Here is a 16,687-nt window from a genome sequence, read left to right as displayed (position 1 = left end):
ACGATTTGTTTGCTGTTATAGTGGACGTAAGGTAGGTGAATGTAAATGAATTATGTAACTTGCATACAAAGAACGCTAGATTACATTGAGGAGAATTTGGAGACACAAATTACTTTAGAAAAGTTAGCAGAAATTGCTTGCTTTTCTCCTTTTCATTATCACCGTGTCTTCCAAGCCATGGTTGGAGAATCGGTAATGGATTATGTGAGGAAACGAAGACTTACACGCGCAGCAGAACGCTTATTTTTCACAGATGAAAAAGTCATTGATATCGCACTTGATGTTGGTTTCCACTATCAAGAATCATTTAACAGAGCGTTCAAAAACTTTTATGATGTTTCGCCGAAGCAATACCGTAACGCAAGGAGAATATCTGGACCGCTGCGGGGAAAAGCCTACCTAACTACCACACTTTTGTCAGGAGGAAATAAGATGGAACCAAAACTAGTCACTAAATCTGCTTTTTATGTCATTGGATATGAGCTAAAAACGAAGAACGAGGGTGGCCAGAATAACAAAGACATTCCTGAATTTTGGCAACAGTACATGCAAAATAGATTAGGCTCTAAAATCCCCAATCCCTTAAAAGAAAACACGGAGCTTGGTATTTGCACCGATTTTAATCCTGAAACGGGTGAGTTTGTTTATGTAATTGGCATGGAAGTAAAGGAAGGCACTTCAGCGCCTAAAGGAACAGTTTACAGAAGTTTCCCTGAACTAGACTATGCCGTATTTACTACACCAAAATCAAATGAAGAATCTTTTACTTCTTCCATTCAGTCCACATGGAATTATGTTTTTACAGAATGGTTCCCTGAATCGGGTTATGAGCACTACGGATCAATGGAATTTGAACTGTATGATAAAAGATGTTATGGTTCAGAAAATAAAGAGATTGATATCTACATTCCTGTAAAAAAACAGACTGTTAAGGCATAAAAGATAACTCCCATTTGTTTAAGAGAAACGTAGCGTAGAAATTCATTTATAATACTAAAGATATTCCTATACAAAAGCCCAATCTCTAAGCAATTAAACTTAAGAGAGGGCTTTTTATTCTTTTGCATTGGGAATTTTGGAATCAATCAATGTGAATATTCACTTCATTTTTAATTATGACAATGTACGATATCGGTTATAAAAACATCAGATATACAGAGAAGTGTGAGGTGCTTTTCTCTCCAATTACTTCACTCTTAAAACAATACCTTCTGATCTGTCACTGGATATAAAGTAATACTAGCTAACCCGCTTTGATTTTCATCTAAAAACTCTAAAGAATCCTCAGCTCTACTTTGACATTCAACTAATGCGACAAAATAGAAAACAAAGTTAGATACATTTCCTATCATTTTATGTATTTTCCTCATGTGCATATTTTTTACATTTTATAGGAATGATAACGTTACTCGTTGTATAACAAATATTCACTCATATAAAAGGTGGTAAAACGTGCGACAAAAATATCTTCTGAAAAGCTCTAATAGAGAAAAGACACCAGATTGTTCAGCAGCTCCCTTATATGATGATGTAAATAAAAATATAGAGAGACTATTAAACGAATTAGGAAATAGTTCTGATATATCGTTTCGAATGGTTGAGTCTCCGTATCAAAAAACGTTAAAAGCAGCCGTTATTCACCTTGACGGATTAGCAGATGAAAACATTATAAATGAGAATATCATGACGCCTCTTATTCAGTGGCTTAAAGAAAGTAATCAAGTAGTAGCCGTCAAAGAGATAGAAGAACAAATACCTCAAATATTGACTGTATCTCAATTGACTATAAAAGAGAATTGGCATGAATTTGTGTCGGCAGTTTTAACTGGTGATACGGTCATACTACTGAATGGAAGTTCTAAAATTTTCATTGGCAATACAAAAAAACTTCAGTCCCGCGCAGTAACAGAACCAACCAGTCAAACTGTTGTTAGAGGACCCAAAGATAGTTTTACAGAGAATTTAAGGACTAATACCTCCTTGATACGAGCTAGAATTCAGGATTCTAATTTACGCTTAGACAGCATGAAAATTGGAAGCGTAACCCAAACAGATATAGGAATCATGTATATCCAAGGGAATGCAGATGAACGTATTGTAGAGGAAATCAAAGAACGTTTAAAAGAGATTAAGGTAGATGGGGTCCTTGAGTCGAACTATATTGAGGAATTTATCCGGGATGATAGGACCACTATTTTTCCACTTCTATTAAATACGGAACGACCTGATGCCGTTGTAGGAAATTTATTAGAAGGTCGAATTGCTATTATTGTACAAGGAACACCTTTTGTATTAATTGCGCCTGCTATTTTTTCTCAATTTTTTCAGTCTCCCGAAGATTATTATCAGAATTATTACATTTCCTCCTTTTTAAGGATACTAAGATTTGGTTCTTTTTTTCTTTCTATGTATGCATCTGCTATCTATTTAGCATTGATTACGCATCATCAGGGACTTATTCCAAACACATTAATGGTCAGCTTAATGGCGCAAAGAGAAAGAGTTCCTTTTCCAGCAATTGTAGAAATGATAGTGATGGAACTAGCTTTTGAGATGTTGCGAGAAGCCGGAATCCGAATGCCTAGAGCAATTGGACCAGCAGTCTCCATTGTAGGAGCACTGATTTTAGGACAAGCAGCTGTAGAAGCAGGTTTTGTATCAGCGGCTGTTGTAATTATTGTTGCTATTTCTGCCATCAGCAATTTTACACTGCCATCTACTAGCATTGTCAATGCGGCCCGTGGTTTTCGGTTTATCTTGATTCTAATTTCAGCATTTATTGGCTTATATGGAATTTTGCTTATGACCTTATGTATATGGCTTCATATAAGTAGTCTAAGATCTTTTGGTATTCCCTACTTTTCACCTTTTGCTCCCTTTGATTTTAAAGAGCAAAAGGATACTTTAGTTCGATTCTCTTTACCATCTCTGTTGAAAAAACATCAAAATAAATAGACGTCGTATAAAGATGAATGAGGATAGAAAATGAAAACTTATCTTTCGCTTTTATGGATCGCTGCCATTTGTTTATGCGTTTCAGGATGTTCGAATTACCGAGAATTAAACCAAATAGGAGTTATTATAGGATTGGGAATTGATGAGAACGAAAATTTGGAACAACCTTATAAAGTAACCTATCAGATCATTAATCCAAGTGGTTTATCACAGGGCAGTTCGTCAGGAGGACAGGGTCTTCCTGTCATTAACTACACAGTAACTGCCAAAACACTAGTAGAGGCATTAAAAAAAGCCTCCATCGTCATTCCAAGAGAACATATTACTTCACATCTTTCGCTTATCATTATAGGTGAAAAATTAGCAAGAAATGACCTTAGCTTATTATTTGATGCTTTGGATCGAGGCAAACAAGCTCGTACAAGTATTCCAGTTTTTATTGCACGTGATGGGACTGCTGAGAAATTGCTCGGTGTGATTGAACCTTTTGAGGTTACTCCAGTCAAAAGTATCCTAAGTACCAGCCAGAATAATCAAAAAATGTACGGAATAGTTAGTAATGTACAAGCATATGAAGTTATTTCTATGCTTTTGAGTGAGGGAAAAGATCTATCTCTTCCTGGAATCAGCATTAACAAGCCCTCTCAGAAGGCAGAAGAAGCAGGCAATTTAGAGAATACCAGCCCAAGTGCTATGCAGGTAAAAGGATTAGCCATGTTTAGAAAAGGAAAATTAGTTCGATGGCTAGATGGCGATGAGGCTCGATCTGTTCAACTTGTTACGTCTGAAGTGAAAAGCACAGCCCTTGTTTTCCCTTGTAATATAAATGAGAATATCACAGTTACAGCGACTGGAATAAAAGGCCAAATAAAAACAGCAATCCGCCGTGGACAACCTTTCATTCATACAGATTTGAACGTCGTGGGAGAAATTACGGAAACATCATGCCAAAAAGATTTAAACAACCCTAAGGTATTGAAAGAATTGGAAAAAGAAGTACAAAAGGAAATCACAAAAACTATTCGCATCGCACAAAAAGAAAAGGCAGATATATTTGGCTTTGGTGATAGCTTGTCTCGAACCAACCCTAGTTATTGGCGTCAGCATAAACAGAATTGGGAGAATCTATTTTCAAGTGCGAAGGTATCGATGAATGTGAACGTCAGTATTGTAAATACCGGAATGCGGACAAATCCTTATGAAGTAAATTAGATGAGGAGCTGAAAAAGCATTGACTAAAATAAAAATCGACGGGTTTCAATTATTTTGTATGATGTTTATCTTTATATTAGGCAGTACGCTGCTTTTAGATATCGGAAAGGCTGCTAGGCAAGATGCATGGATAGTCCCCCTTTTGGCTACTTTTTTTGGATGTTTACTGTATTTAGTCTATATCTCCTTATATAAGAGATACCCTAATATGCCTTTGACTGGCTACCTCATTAAAATCTGGGGTAAATACGTAGGCGGTGCTATCAGCTTTTGTTATATTATATATTTTGTTTATATTGCTTCCAGAGTACTACGTGATTTTGAAGAATTACTAATTAGCTCTTCTTACTATGTTACATCGATTATTACACTGGGCATATGCATGACCTTTGTGTTAATTTATAGTACTCACTTAGGAATAGAAGCATTCGCACGAGTTACATGCTTATGTTTTGTTGTTATTTTACTGACTCTTTTTATATTAAATATTTTGTATGTAGTAGGAGGCTACATCAAGGTGGAGAACCTTCAACCCGTATTAGCGAATGGATGGGGAAACATAGGAAAAGAGTTAGTCCCTCTTGGCATTACTGTACCTTTCGGGGAATTGATTACCTTTACTATGATTCTTCCTTATTTAAATAAAAAAAATCAGGCCGCAACAATTGGTTTATCCGCCATTATAATAGGAGGAATTACCTTAACCATTAATTCAATTATTCTTTTGTGTGTACTCGGACCAGAGACTGTTTTAAGATCCTCTTTCCCGGCTCTTACAGCTGTGAGTTACATTAACATAGCTAGTTTTATTCAAAGACTGGATACCTTTATTCTTATTCTCATGGTCATTTTAGGTTTTGTTAAAATAACCATCTATTTCTTTTGTGCAGTGATTGGCGCGGCTGATTTGTTTCGAATGAAACCTTCTGTTACAAACATTTATTTAATTGGCGGTGTTATTTTTTTCTCCTCACTGATGATTGCTCCTAGTTACCAAGCTCATATAAATGAAGGACTCAAAATTGTTCCTTATTTATTGCACCTCCCTTTTCATATAGCAATTCCCATCCTATTGCTGATTACAGCATATATAAAACAAAAAATAAAGCCTACCCTTTCATGAGAAGGGAGGCTATTGTTTTTTTAAAACAGGAAAAATGCTAACAGCAAGGAATATTGAAGCAAATAAAATAACCAAAAAATAATCTTCCCCACGGGCAATTACAAAATATTGTTTTAGGTTATAAAACGATTGAAACATATAGTTCCCCTGAAAAACGTCGATGAATACAATAAGAACATAAGCCCCGAGCAAAATGCATAAGGATGGAATTATTTTAGCCATTATATCAGCCTCACCTTTTTCTTTTAAAGTGCGGTAAATAATATAAAAATATACAAGGCGTCCATGAGATTTAATAATATTTATTAAATGATGAAAAATAATTGATTTTCTCCAAAGCAATCTGTTATAAAAATTTAACGCCACAAGAATTGTGGACATTGATCTCCAAAGAGCTTTTTTCATTCTAATGCACGGTTCTATTTTTATAGACTCTTAAGAAATAGTACAAGCCAAGCAGAAGTAATCCTACATTTGTATAAAAATAAAAGATAAATCCATACAAAAAGTTCTTTTGAGCCAATGAATCAAAAACATAATGCAAATAGTGGTATAGCGCTACATAGATTAAACAAAGATTCCAGAAAATATTTTCTTCTCTAGAGTAAATCTCTCTTAGCAATAAAAGGATGATCCACCAAAGCACAAGTATGGATAATGTACTGAGTAAGTTAATTGGATAAGTCTTATAGTAAAAGAAATACGCGCTGCTATAAAATAAAAGCATCGATAGTAACAACATGAATAGTGGCTTTCTGGAGTGTTTATTGGTGATAAAAAAGTACAAGCTAACTATAATGGCAATAAAAAAATAAATGTAATTCAACGAATTTCCCATCTCAAACCTCAAAATTTTTATAATTTAATACTATGACATTTAAGTTTCTAATAAAATCTTTTATGTATTGGGTGAAAAACACTGCACCTTATGCTACCTTGCCTTTTTTATGTGTATAATACTCAAAGATAGCAATCCCAAAGGAAACTCCAAAAGCGGTTGAAAATGTTGTTAAAAGATCAAAATTAGAGGTAAACAAAATATTAATCATTAAGTTTCCTCCAAAGAAGATTAAAAAATATACAAAGAATTTCAAAATAACTTTTTTCAAGAACTACCCTACTTTCATAGATTTCGTTTAAATTGACTGTTGATTCAATACAGATTTTAAAAATCACTAAATTATAAATATAACCAATATATGATTATATTACCATATATTTTTACTGACTATAAAAAAGAACCTCTTTAAAATAGAGGTTCTTTTTTATAACAGACAAGATATTTAGTTACGGTAATAACAAGAATTAAAATTTCATTCGCAAGCTTTAATAAAGATAATCCTCTTACTACCTATAGCTTTTCTACCAATTCATCAACACGGACACAAGTGAATCCTTTTGTTTGCACTGTTTTTAATACATCTTTTAACGCATTAATTGTGTTTCTTGGAGCTTCAGATTCTGCCCCTAGCGTATTTCCGCAGTCGTGCAGCAAAATGACATCCCCGCCTTTTATGTTGGCTAGGCGTTGTCTAATCTTTTCGCTTCCGCCAGAGGTTCGCCAATCTTCCGCCATGATTGACCATAGAATAATCTTATATTTACCTCTTCTCATAAAATCGAAAAGGTTGAGCATTCCCCAAGGCGGGCGATAATAAATAGGTGTGACTCCAGTGATAGATTTAATCACCTTGGCTGTATTCTTAAGTCCATTTCTAACTTTCCAAGGCGACATAAACCAGTTGGAGTGATGTACGTAGTTATGAATTCCGATTAAGTGCCCTTCATTATGCATGCGCTGAATCAGTTCAGGGTACTTTTTTGCTTTAGTACCGACCACAAAAAAGGTTGCCTTCACCTCATTTTTCTTCAATAAATCAAGAAGTATCGGCGTATAAATAGGGTTCGGACCATCATCAAACGTAAAAGCAATTTTAGATAAATCCCTTCCTCTTTTAACTACGTTCACTCCTAGACCACGTGATAAGAAATACGGAATAACGGTGTATAATAAAATAAAAAAAATAATAGCAAAAATCATGAACTCCATATTATATACTCACCTCTATCTCCTTTTGCTTTTGTATCGTTCTGCTATCTATTACGTTACGTAATGGACCGCGTCTTGCTGCTTCGATAATGACATGGAGAGCGTCTATGGATGATGTTTTGGTTTGATATTTTTTCATTCTTTGTTTCATCCATCTTAAAGGTGCTGAATCGCGGACAAGATTTTCAATTTGCGCAATTAACTCTTTTTCTGACTTTGCAGACAGTGCGAATCCCGAACGACATAAATACTCTGCATTGTCTTCTTCTTGTCCTGGTAACGAATGATAAAGCAGTATTGGTAAATCCATCGCCATTGCCTCAGAGGTTGTTACTCCCCCCGGCTTGCTGATCATTAAATCTGAAATAGCCATTAATTCTTCAACCTTGTCACAGTATCCAAAAATTCTCACGTCATGCTTCGAGCCTTTTAATTCCCATTCTAATTGTGTTTTTAATTTCTTATTTTTACCACATACTATAAAAAGTTGAATCGGTGTGGAAATGGATTCTAATGCCTTAAAGGTTGAAATCCCTTTTCCAAAAAATCCGTCTCCCCCTCCCATGATGAGCAGGGTGAACATATTTGGATTGATCATATATTTATCTAAGAGAAGGTCTTTTGGAAGAACATCCATAAATCTTTTCCGTACAGGTATTCCAGTGTTTTTAATTTTGTTTGCCTCTACCCCTAACACAATTAATTGATCACGCAATCGAGCAGATCCTACCACATATTGATCTGTAGAGGGGTGAATCCAATAAGAATGATCCGTATAATCTGTGATGATGGTTACCGCTGGAATATCAATTAACCCTTGCTCTTTTAATCTTGATATAATCCCGGCGGCAAATGGATAGGTACTAACCACTACTTTCGGTTTTATTTCCTGTATGATTTTAAGCACAGCTTGCATGCCCGATAAAAAGATCGAATTTAGCTTAACGGAAAACGAATTTTTTACACGAGTTTTTTTATACAAAAAGCTATACACTTGAGGAAACTTCTTAATGCTTTTTTTATAAATATAGTGGCTGATTGGATAGAGGTTGGGATGAATCCACTCCATGATATCCATGGTAATAGGCTCAGCATCAGCAACCATCTCATTTACTGCCTCGCTTATCGCATTTGCCACTTGTTTATGTCCCTCTCCAAATGTAGCGGAAAGAATGAGGTATTTATCTTTCTCGCGATTATTCATGACTTTCCCTCCTTGTAGTTTTTATGCATTTGCAATGTGGTAAAGCCTGGGCTGTTTCACGCACCTTTTTGTTCTCTTGTTTATACGAGTAAAAAATTACTTTACTAATAAAAGAGTAAACATGATAAAAAATTAATACCGGGTATTTAGCCTTTTTAATCAATTTGTGTGGTGTATCTTTTCTTCTTTTTCGTTACATAGATTGTTTAGGAATTTCTTACACTATTTATTAGAAAAACATACAGTCTTAAGCTGAGCTTTCAAATAGCACATTTTCAGTCTACGTTTTGTAATTAAAAATAGGCTAAAAATAACATTAAAAATCAATGAAAAATCCAGTTTTTTTTATAAATAGTGCTACATTAAAAAAACAAAGGTGAAATTACTCTTTTCACTTCTCCTATTTTCAATAAAATTCAAGTTACTAACTGTGCTTTAGGTAAATACATACTATGAAAGAAGGACAAACCATGGATTTTATCACATCTTATATAAATCAATACGGATATATCGTGCTGTTTCTAGCATTGATGCTGGAACTTCTTGCTCTTCCTCTTCCAGGGGAGCTGCTCATGGGCTACGCTGGGGTTCTTGCCTTTCAAGGACATTTGAGCTGGGTGGGAAGTATCTTGGTTGCCGGTATGGGGAGTATGGTTGGAATGACTATAGCCTACGGAGTTGGTTATAAGTTAGGGACTCCTTTTTTTGATAAATACGGAAAAACTCTTCATATGGGGCCAGAGCGAATTGAAAGAATGTCAAAATGGTTTAGTGTACATGGAAACAAACTGTTGATTATTGCTTATTTCCTCCCAGTTATTAGACATATTACAGGATATTTTTCAGGAATTACTCGGCTTCCTTTTCGTACGTATGCACTGTACGCCTATAGCGGATCATTTCTTTGGGTCACCACATTTATTACTCTAGGAAAGTTATTAGGACCTCAGTGGGAACAGTTTCATCATTCTATCAAGAAGTACTTTATCATTGGGATGATTGTAACTGTAAGTTTGTTCGTTGCTATTTACATTTATAAAAAGTTCAAAGTAACGATTAAAAAGATAGCAATTAATTGTCTCAAGTGGATAGTAAATGTGTTTCATACGCGGAAACGGGCAGGGCTTGTTTTTATATTTACAGCATTAGTAACATTAGGGTTTATTCTGCTTATGATTGGAATGACGCAAGACTTTATCGCAAACGAGTTTGGAGATTTTAACAAAATAACGAGTCTATTAATAACAGTCCTTTTTAATAAAGATTGGAATGTACCAATGCGGGTATTTTTCACGCTGGGATCCAGGCAAGTTCTGGTAGCATTGATTTTCTTTACACTTGTATGGATTTTATGGAAAGGCAGAGATAAAAAAATTGAATTATTATCTCTGGTAGCTGTTGCAGGCGGCGGAGAGCTGTACGAAGAAAGTCTGAGACGAATTTTCCATCATTTCTCCCCTATTAGAAAGTCGTTAATAGAACACCTTTCATACACCTTTCCAAGCGAACAGTCTTTAATGGCTTTTGTTATTTATGGGTTTGCTGTGTTTATGCTGGTTCGACACTCTAAAAGATTATGGGTTCCTACATTAGCACCAATAGCAGCCATTCTTATTTTGTTGCTTATTGCGATTAGTCGTTTGTATCTCAGCATACAATATCCCAGCGATATTGCAGCAGGATATGTATTTGGAGGCGTATGGCTAGGGTTAAACGTTTTACTTCTTGAAACCTTCCGTCTTATGAAAGGTATTAATCTATAGTGGTTAACTAAATTAATCTCTAAAAATGCTAACTAATGAATACATTCAAAACGAAATCACCAGTTTTTCATGAGAAAAAACACCTCCAAGTGATTGCTCGGTACCCCATACCCGGTTTTCAGCTTGAAGGTGTTTTTTTATTTATATAAAATCAGAGCCTGTCCAAAAGATTAGCAACTACGTTTTCTTAATCTGCGAACGCTGATACTTTCTAAACTAGTCGTATTTCTATTACCTGAATTATCTTCCCATACTAAAAATCCGCCTTCTGCTCGAATAAACGTACCATTGCCATCAAGCTGTCTTCCAGCAGAAAAAACTTGAATTTTATCTCCTCTTCGAAAATTATCTACTATAGAGCGAGATTGAGATGTACGACGATCTCCACTACGACGTCCTGGCATAACTTCACCTCCCTATACATTTATAGTACATACTATGAAAAAAATGAAAATTGGCATAAGCAAAGCGCGTAAAATCACAAAAAATATTTTACCAATTAAAAATTTGGCTATATCTGTCCATAGTATTTCTACAATCTCTCTTACATTCACTCCTAGTCAACATAATGCTTCTTTCTAGAGCACATATAAAAAGCTAGCCTTTAGTACGTAACGGTCGTTTTTGCTACCGCAATTCAAAACTACACTGAACCTCTTTCATCTCGTAACACTGTTGTTGCATTGATTCATTGAGTATAAGATATGATTAAGGTGTCCGGTGTATATAGTCTAAAAAGTTGTATCTTTTAAACACAAAAAAAGAACCCGCCACAATAGGAGGGTTCAAACAGGGTAAGTAAGAAAAAGAAATATACATGCATGTTCCTGGGGGGCACTACGCTTGTATAATCAACCTATACCCGCTATTCACTGATTGAAACAGTTAAAAACATTTCAAATAAAAATTGATAGTTAATCTATTAAATACAATCACAGTTTAATTAAATTAGCCCTATAGATTCTTGAACTACTCCCCCATGGATGATAACCATCACCTATATATATAAAGTCATACTTTTCATAGTATCCAACGTGGTTAGTGCATAAATAAAGATTATCAAATCCGGCATCTTTCGTATTTTCTTTCAACTTTAAAAGAAGTTGCTCACCTAAGGATTTACCTCGATAACTTTCTTCAATATAAAGTGCACACACCCAGGGCCATAAATCCATTCGACTTATAAAATCGTTGGTGATAAGCCCTGCACAGCCGATAATTTCTCCTTTATCTTCTAACAAGTACCAAACTGGAAGACAACTATTTGTCTTTAAGCTATGTATAATACAGTCTTCATAAAGTCTTAAATTCTCTTTACTCGCCCACTTACTCTGAATATATTCAATAGCTTTATCTTTGTACTCTACCTGTTCTCTAATATTAATAATTCGCATAACAAGTGCTCCTCTACAAAGAATAACAACCATCATTTACATAAAGGGTGTTAAAGACACGCTTTTTAATAAAAGTGTGTTGTTTCTTTAATTAAAACTTATCCTTAAACCCATTCTCTCCTATGTTCACGAATAAATTTAATATCATTTTGATAATGTTCAAGATGCCCTTGGTGTATCATTTTTTGGAACGCACTGTCGCCTTCACTGGCTTTTCTTGTAATTGTTTTACATAACCCCTCTAATCGCAGCAATACCACTTCCAAATAACCTTCTTGTAATTCTTCGCCGTATGATTCAAAAAATAATTTCACTCTTCGGTTTATATGTTGAGCATGCTGCAATGAATTATAATAAATCTTCTCACCTGTTTCAGAAAGATAAAATCTACTTAAAGGGACGCACGTATAAAGAGTATAAGCAATGTCCCAAATTCTTGGACCGGGCCCAGCAACATCAAAATCAATGATGCCTACTGGTCTTTCGTGCTTGAAAATGATGTTGTATATGGCAAAATCATTATGACATAGTATCTCAAATGGTTTAGGAGTGTTATCTATTGATTTCCAGCTGTCATCAAATGAAAAATCACTCACTGAATCATGATAAAGACGGAGCATTTTCCCTATTTCTATTAAAACATCATCAGACCACATATATTTCTTCAGGGGATAATTACCAGCTTCACCTTCAATAAATGATAAGACCTCTCTTCCTTTTTCGTCAATGCCTAAAAATTTTGGTGCATAACTAAAACCTTTGTTCTCTAAATGCTTTAATAGCTTATGAAATTTATGACTATCTGATTTTAATTCTCGTCGTACAGTATCTCCCGAGCGATAAACGTTAGAGACATTCCCTCCTGTTAGCACTTCTTCGTCCTCAAAGCTTGACATATAAACCTTCCCCCTGAATATATCCTATTTGTCGTCAATAAGTGAAAATGATAAAGCATTCGTCATAAATGAAATATCTCATCTTACTACTGATTTAGAAAAGCCCGTACTTTTTCTTTTGGAGCCCATTAACAATCCTTTGGGACTGACTAATAAAGTGGAGAAAATCGGTTATCGTCATATTACGTTACATTATAAAAAAGAATCTTCATTCGAAGATCCTTTTAACTGCTTGTTTCATGCAAAAATCCGCTAAAAAGTCGAAGACCGCTACTATGTTAAATCACCAAAAGCCTCCATCTGAGTGAATAATTTGTCCGGTAATCCATTCTGATTCTTCACTTGCTAAAAAGATAACTAATTTTGCGGCATCCCGGGGCTCACCAAGTCGACCCATTGGGAACTTTGGCAGTAGCTCTTCCTTTAACTCACTGCTCATCCAGCCAGTGTTAGTTGGTCCAGGATCTACAGCATTAACGGTAATTTTAAGAGGTGCTAATTCAATAGCAACTGATTTAGTAAACGTAGACACAGCCCCTTTTGTTGCAACATAAGCCAAATTCCCAGGCTCAGGTGACTTATCTTGACCTGAAACCATATTAATAATTCGACCGCCATGCTTGCCTTCGATTAGACGTGCAAACTCAACAGTCAAAAGACATGTCCCTCTAATATTCACGTTATAATGAGCATCAAGCATATCAGCATCTATAGAACGAAAATCTACGTCCACGGAATGTGTTGCATTATTTACAAGGATTGATGGAGAACCTAGTTTGTTTTGAACTTCATCAAGCAACTTTCTTGGTGCATCGGGTTGCGATAAATCCAATTCCATTGATTCACATCGCACTCCCAGACTGCGAATCTCTTCCATAAGATGTTTCGACCATTTAAAATCATCCTCATTAAAATAATCCATTAAACGATCATACTTTGACCAATGAGTGAAAAAAATATCTGCGCCTTCTCTAGCTAATTCCCTGCATATTTCAGTACCAATACCTTTTGCCCGACTAGCACCAGTAACAATCGCAATTTTATTTATTAACCGCTTCATAAAGCATCTCCTCATGAGAACGTTGAATTCATATGCTTATCAATAGCACACGAATTCAGCAATCCCGTATATGTAGATTAATCTATCAAGTTGTAATAAATGAAAAAATGTAATTAAAGTTTAAAAGGTATTTTCTCCATAGTAATCATTCATTCTTATTTCACCTCACATAAGTATTTTTCCATACATGCATTCAACTTTCCTGCCTTATCAACATGTTTCAGACAGCAAAAGCTGAATCCCCCTAGTCTCCAACAAGTTTAGGCTCTTTCCTTAGTTACATTTTCAAGAACGCTATATTTTACTTTTTAGTAAAAAGGTAAAGAGATAGGTAGAATAACCGATTTCCTAAATAAAATTCTAAAAGGAAATATCCCTATGTTAGAGAACTGAATAAAGGACTGCTTTTCATTTCTCTAACACTTAAAAGGAGGTACACGAATGAATGAAGAGATAATAAAAATTGATAACGTTGAGATTTGTACAGAAAGTTTTGGAAACCCCAAGAATCCTGCTGTACTTTTAATAATGGGAGCAATGTCTTCGTTAGATTGGTGGGATGAAGACTTCTGTCTTCGCCTCGCTGAACATGAGAGATTTGTTATTCGTTACGACCATCGTGATTTAGGGCGATCTACCACTTATCCACCCGGTACGTCTAACTATACAATAACGGATATGGCTGACGATGCAATTGGTGTTTTAGATGCTTACTCTATAGACAAAGCTCATATTGTGGGAATGTCTTTGGGCGGGATGATAGGACAAATCCTTGCTCTTAGATATCCGGATCGCATAGACTCCCTTACTTTAATTGCATCAAGCGTATTTGGAACGGAGGCGGAAAAATTGCCCCCAATGGATCAGCAGATACTTGATTACCACACGAAGAGCACTTCCATAGACTGGTCAAATCAAGAGGAAACCGTTCCCTACCTTGCAGGTGGATGGAAAATTTTAAGTGGGACAAAACCTTATGAAGAGGAAAGAATGTATAAGCTAGCAGAAAGAGAAGCTGCCCGTGCTAAACAGCTGCCGAGTAGATTTAATCATGCTTTGCTTCAAGGAGGCGGACAATATTATGACAGGCTGAGTGAAATTAACATACCTACACTGATTATTCATGGAACAGAAGATCCGGCACTCCCATACGAACATGGACTTGCTCTTGCAAAAGCTATTGCTCATGCTAATCTAATAGCTCTTGAGCGTACAGGACATGAAGTCCATAGTGAAGACTGGGAACAAATCATCAAATCAATTGTAGAGATTAGCTCCTAAAATCAAAACATGAGATATGCAGACTTCAAAGCGCTTTTTTAAGAAAGCTTTGGGGTCTTTTCATGTTTCAAAGTTCCTTCCTTCTACTTACAGTAGACAAAACTTTTCCTATAGCAAAGAGTATTTTGTACAAAAGTACCTACATCTTTTCAAAACATCATATTTACGATACACTGATAATTCGTTAAATATCCACATAAGGGTATTAAAGTAAGAAAATGGAGGTTTTTATGAAATATTTTAAGGTGCTTTTTTGTTTGATCTTATTAATACTTGTAGGTATAACCGGCTGTTCTTCAAAAGAAGAAGTCACAAGCATTAACACTGTTGATGTAAAAGATCTTAAAGACCACAGTGGAACTTATGTTGGAGATAATTCTAACGTAGTAGCTATTGTAAGAGCATTGCCTGGAGGAGAAACGTTTAAAGAAATTAATTTACATAATAAAACACCAAAAATAATGTATGGTACTAAAGAGGACTCTTTATCAGAAGATGAAATATTAAAATATTGGCTCGACGGTAAGGATACACTAGAGAAAAACTTTCTTTATAATGCTATTTATTTAACGATACTAATACCTAATGCTGAAGGGTACAGTTTTAAAATAGATGATCAGAAATTCTCAGTATCTAGACAAGAAATGAAACAATTCATTTCCAAAAACATTCAAACTTTACCAAGTAGCAATGAGTTATTTGATAAAGAAAACGCACAGCAATTTATAGATAATAATAAAGAGAAGATTAATAAAGCAGTTAAATCGGCAACTATTCGAGAACAATTTTTTAAGAATGTTCCTATCGTAAAAGAATAAGAACAAACAAAGAGCCTTATTTAAGGCTCTTTATTTGTTTTCTATTTACTTAACCAAACTTTCAAATTAAATAAAAGCTCTAGAAAGTCACGAATCAAGGAAGCTTTTCACAGCAGTTAAAAAAGCGGATAAGTTTCCTGCATGCACCTCATGTCCAGCCCCTTCTATCGTTACTAATTTACAATTTGGAATGCGCTTAGAAACTTCTTGCAATTTATCTTGAGGAATATGGCTGGATCCTCCTCCTATGATGAGAGTAGGTGCAATTATCTCTGTAAGACTTTCCCACCATTTAGGATTGGGGTTATTTAACTGTTGAAGAATTGAAGGTACAACCTCCCAGTCAAACGGTAAAGGACCAGGCGCTTTGGCAGGAATTTCGAACTTTTCTCCTGTAAAAGGTGGAGGAGTGTCTTCAACAATCAATTGATCTACCCTTTCTGGAAATGTTTCAGAAAAAAGATAGGACACCGTACCACCCATAGAATGCCCAATCAACGTAAAGCTCTTCAAATTCATCGCATTTACAAACTGAAGCAAGTCATCGCACATAAGTTCAAACGTATAGGTGCCGGTTCTCTCACTTCCACCGTGCCCTCGCTGATCTAAAGCTAGAAACCGATATTCCTTCCCTAATACAGCTGCTACTTCATCCCAAGACTCTGCACTCATTCCCAAAGCGTGAAGTGCAATAATGGCGGGTGCCGAAGCTTCACCCGCCTCTCGATATTGAAATGTTAAACCATTTAGTTCGATTTGATTTACTCTCGTTTCCAAATCAGATCAACTCCTAACTCAGATTTCACCAATTAAAATCTAGTTTATTAAGGTTCATCTATATATTAGTGAAGGAATGAAGATTTCCTTCACCTTTTATCTTATTGGGAAAGACATTAGATTATTTTATATACCCTGTGTAATTCTTTAGTCA

17 protein-coding genes are annotated in these 16,687 nt (G+C 35.4%); 7 read left to right on the top strand and 10 right to left on the bottom strand.

What is annotated here, in order from left to right; translation table 11 throughout:
- The first annotated feature begins 45 nt into the window (after positions 1 to 45).
- Positions 46 to 939: an AraC family transcriptional regulator gene (locus OK414_RS08180; RefSeq protein WP_034653114.1), complete on the top strand. Its 894-nt coding sequence runs from the start codon at positions 46 to 48 to the stop codon at positions 937 to 939.
- 257 nt (positions 940 to 1,196) lie between these two features.
- Here OK414_RS08180 and OK414_RS08175 read toward each other — a convergent pair whose 3' ends face one another.
- The gene (locus OK414_RS08175; protein ID WP_170943815.1) at positions 1,197 to 1,352 is read right to left on the bottom strand and encodes a hypothetical protein; all 156 of its coding nucleotides are present in this window, start codon (positions 1,350 to 1,352) and stop codon (positions 1,197 to 1,199) included.
- A 100-nt stretch (positions 1,353 to 1,452) separates the two neighbouring features.
- Here OK414_RS08175 and OK414_RS08170 point away from each other — a divergent pair, with 100 nt between their 5' ends.
- The 3 genes from OK414_RS08170 to OK414_RS08160 are packed head-to-tail and all read left to right on the top strand — an operon-like array spanning position 1,453 to position 5,290.
- Positions 1,453 to 2,955: a spore germination protein gene (locus OK414_RS08170; protein WP_095379961.1), complete on the top strand. Its 1,503-nt coding sequence runs from the start codon at positions 1,453 to 1,455 to the stop codon at positions 2,953 to 2,955.
- Positions 2,956 to 2,985: 30 nt separating this feature from the next.
- On the top strand, positions 2,986 to 4,167 hold the full coding sequence (locus OK414_RS08165; protein WP_263045378.1) for a Ger(x)C family spore germination protein: 1,182 nt from the start codon (positions 2,986 to 2,988) through the stop codon (positions 4,165 to 4,167).
- A gap of 19 nt (positions 4,168 to 4,186) precedes the next feature.
- A complete protein-coding gene (locus OK414_RS08160; protein WP_095379959.1) occupies positions 4,187 to 5,290 on the top strand; it encodes a GerAB/ArcD/ProY family transporter in 1,104 nt (367 codons plus the stop codon).
- Between the two features lie 9 nt (positions 5,291 to 5,299).
- On the opposite strand, the gene OK414_RS08155 is transcribed toward OK414_RS08160, so the two are convergent.
- The 4 genes from OK414_RS08155 to OK414_RS08140 form a co-directional block, all read right to left on the bottom strand.
- Entirely contained in the window at positions 5,300 to 5,671 is a 372-nt protein-coding gene (locus tag OK414_RS08155; protein WP_095379958.1) for a hypothetical protein, read from the bottom strand.
- A gap of 545 nt (positions 5,672 to 6,216) precedes the next feature.
- On the bottom strand, positions 6,217 to 6,339 hold the full coding sequence (locus OK414_RS08150) for a hypothetical protein (protein ID WP_016763668.1): 123 nt from the start codon (positions 6,337 to 6,339) through the stop codon (positions 6,217 to 6,219).
- Positions 6,340 to 6,641: 302 nt separating this feature from the next.
- Positions 6,642 to 7,340: a polysaccharide deacetylase family protein gene (locus OK414_RS08145; RefSeq protein ID WP_263045379.1), complete on the bottom strand. Its 699-nt coding sequence runs from the start codon at positions 7,338 to 7,340 to the stop codon at positions 6,642 to 6,644.
- Position 7,341: 1 nt separating this feature from the next.
- Positions 7,342 to 8,544: an MGDG synthase family glycosyltransferase gene (locus tag OK414_RS08140; protein ID WP_263045380.1), complete on the bottom strand. Its 1,203-nt coding sequence runs from the start codon at positions 8,542 to 8,544 to the stop codon at positions 7,342 to 7,344.
- A 470-nt stretch (positions 8,545 to 9,014) separates the two neighbouring features.
- On the opposite strand from OK414_RS08140, the gene OK414_RS08135 reads away from it, so the two are divergent.
- Positions 9,015 to 10,307: a VTT domain-containing protein gene (locus tag OK414_RS08135; protein ID WP_205662581.1), complete on the top strand. Its 1,293-nt coding sequence runs from the start codon at positions 9,015 to 9,017 to the stop codon at positions 10,305 to 10,307.
- A 170-nt stretch (positions 10,308 to 10,477) separates the two neighbouring features.
- Here the strand turns inward: OK414_RS08135 and OK414_RS08130 are convergent, their stop codons facing one another.
- From OK414_RS08130 to OK414_RS08115, 4 genes are all read right to left on the bottom strand, one after another.
- Entirely contained in the window at positions 10,478 to 10,711 is a 234-nt protein-coding gene (locus OK414_RS08130) for a hypothetical protein (RefSeq protein WP_051421143.1), read from the bottom strand.
- A gap of 528 nt (positions 10,712 to 11,239) precedes the next feature.
- Complete coding sequence (locus tag OK414_RS08125; RefSeq protein ID WP_016763663.1) at positions 11,240 to 11,701, bottom strand: GNAT family N-acetyltransferase; 462 nt, start codon at positions 11,699 to 11,701, stop codon at positions 11,240 to 11,242.
- Positions 11,702 to 11,805: 104 nt separating this feature from the next.
- Positions 11,806 to 12,597, bottom strand: a complete 792-nt coding sequence (locus OK414_RS08120; protein WP_095379956.1) for an aminoglycoside phosphotransferase family protein — start codon at positions 12,595 to 12,597, stop codon at positions 11,806 to 11,808.
- Between the two features lie 283 nt (positions 12,598 to 12,880).
- A complete protein-coding gene (locus OK414_RS08115; protein ID WP_016763661.1) occupies positions 12,881 to 13,657 on the bottom strand; it encodes an SDR family oxidoreductase in 777 nt (258 codons plus the stop codon).
- A gap of 441 nt (positions 13,658 to 14,098) precedes the next feature.
- Between OK414_RS08115 and OK414_RS08110 the strand changes: the two genes are divergently transcribed.
- Together OK414_RS08110 and OK414_RS08105 are read left to right on the top strand one after the other, a co-directional pair.
- Positions 14,099 to 14,938 carry an alpha/beta fold hydrolase gene (locus OK414_RS08110; RefSeq protein ID WP_263045381.1) on the top strand — a complete coding sequence of 280 codons (840 nt, stop codon included), beginning with the start codon at positions 14,099 to 14,101 and terminating at the stop codon, positions 14,936 to 14,938.
- A 230-nt stretch (positions 14,939 to 15,168) separates the two neighbouring features.
- Positions 15,169 to 15,756, top strand: coding sequence for a DUF4825 domain-containing protein (locus OK414_RS08105; protein WP_095379955.1), 588 nt, complete (start codon positions 15,169 to 15,171; stop codon positions 15,754 to 15,756).
- An 87-nt stretch (positions 15,757 to 15,843) separates the two neighbouring features.
- On the opposite strand, the gene OK414_RS08100 is transcribed toward OK414_RS08105, so the two are convergent.
- Complete coding sequence (locus tag OK414_RS08100) at positions 15,844 to 16,533, bottom strand: alpha/beta fold hydrolase (protein WP_263045382.1); 690 nt, start codon at positions 16,531 to 16,533, stop codon at positions 15,844 to 15,846.
- Positions 16,534 to 16,687: the final 154 nt, after the last annotated feature.

The sequence above is a fragment of the Priestia sp. JV24 genome, assembly GCF_025910025.1.
Classification (GTDB): Bacteria; Bacillota; Bacilli; order Bacillales; family Bacillaceae_H; genus Priestia; species Priestia megaterium.
This window is presented reverse-complemented; position numbering and strand designations above follow the sequence as displayed.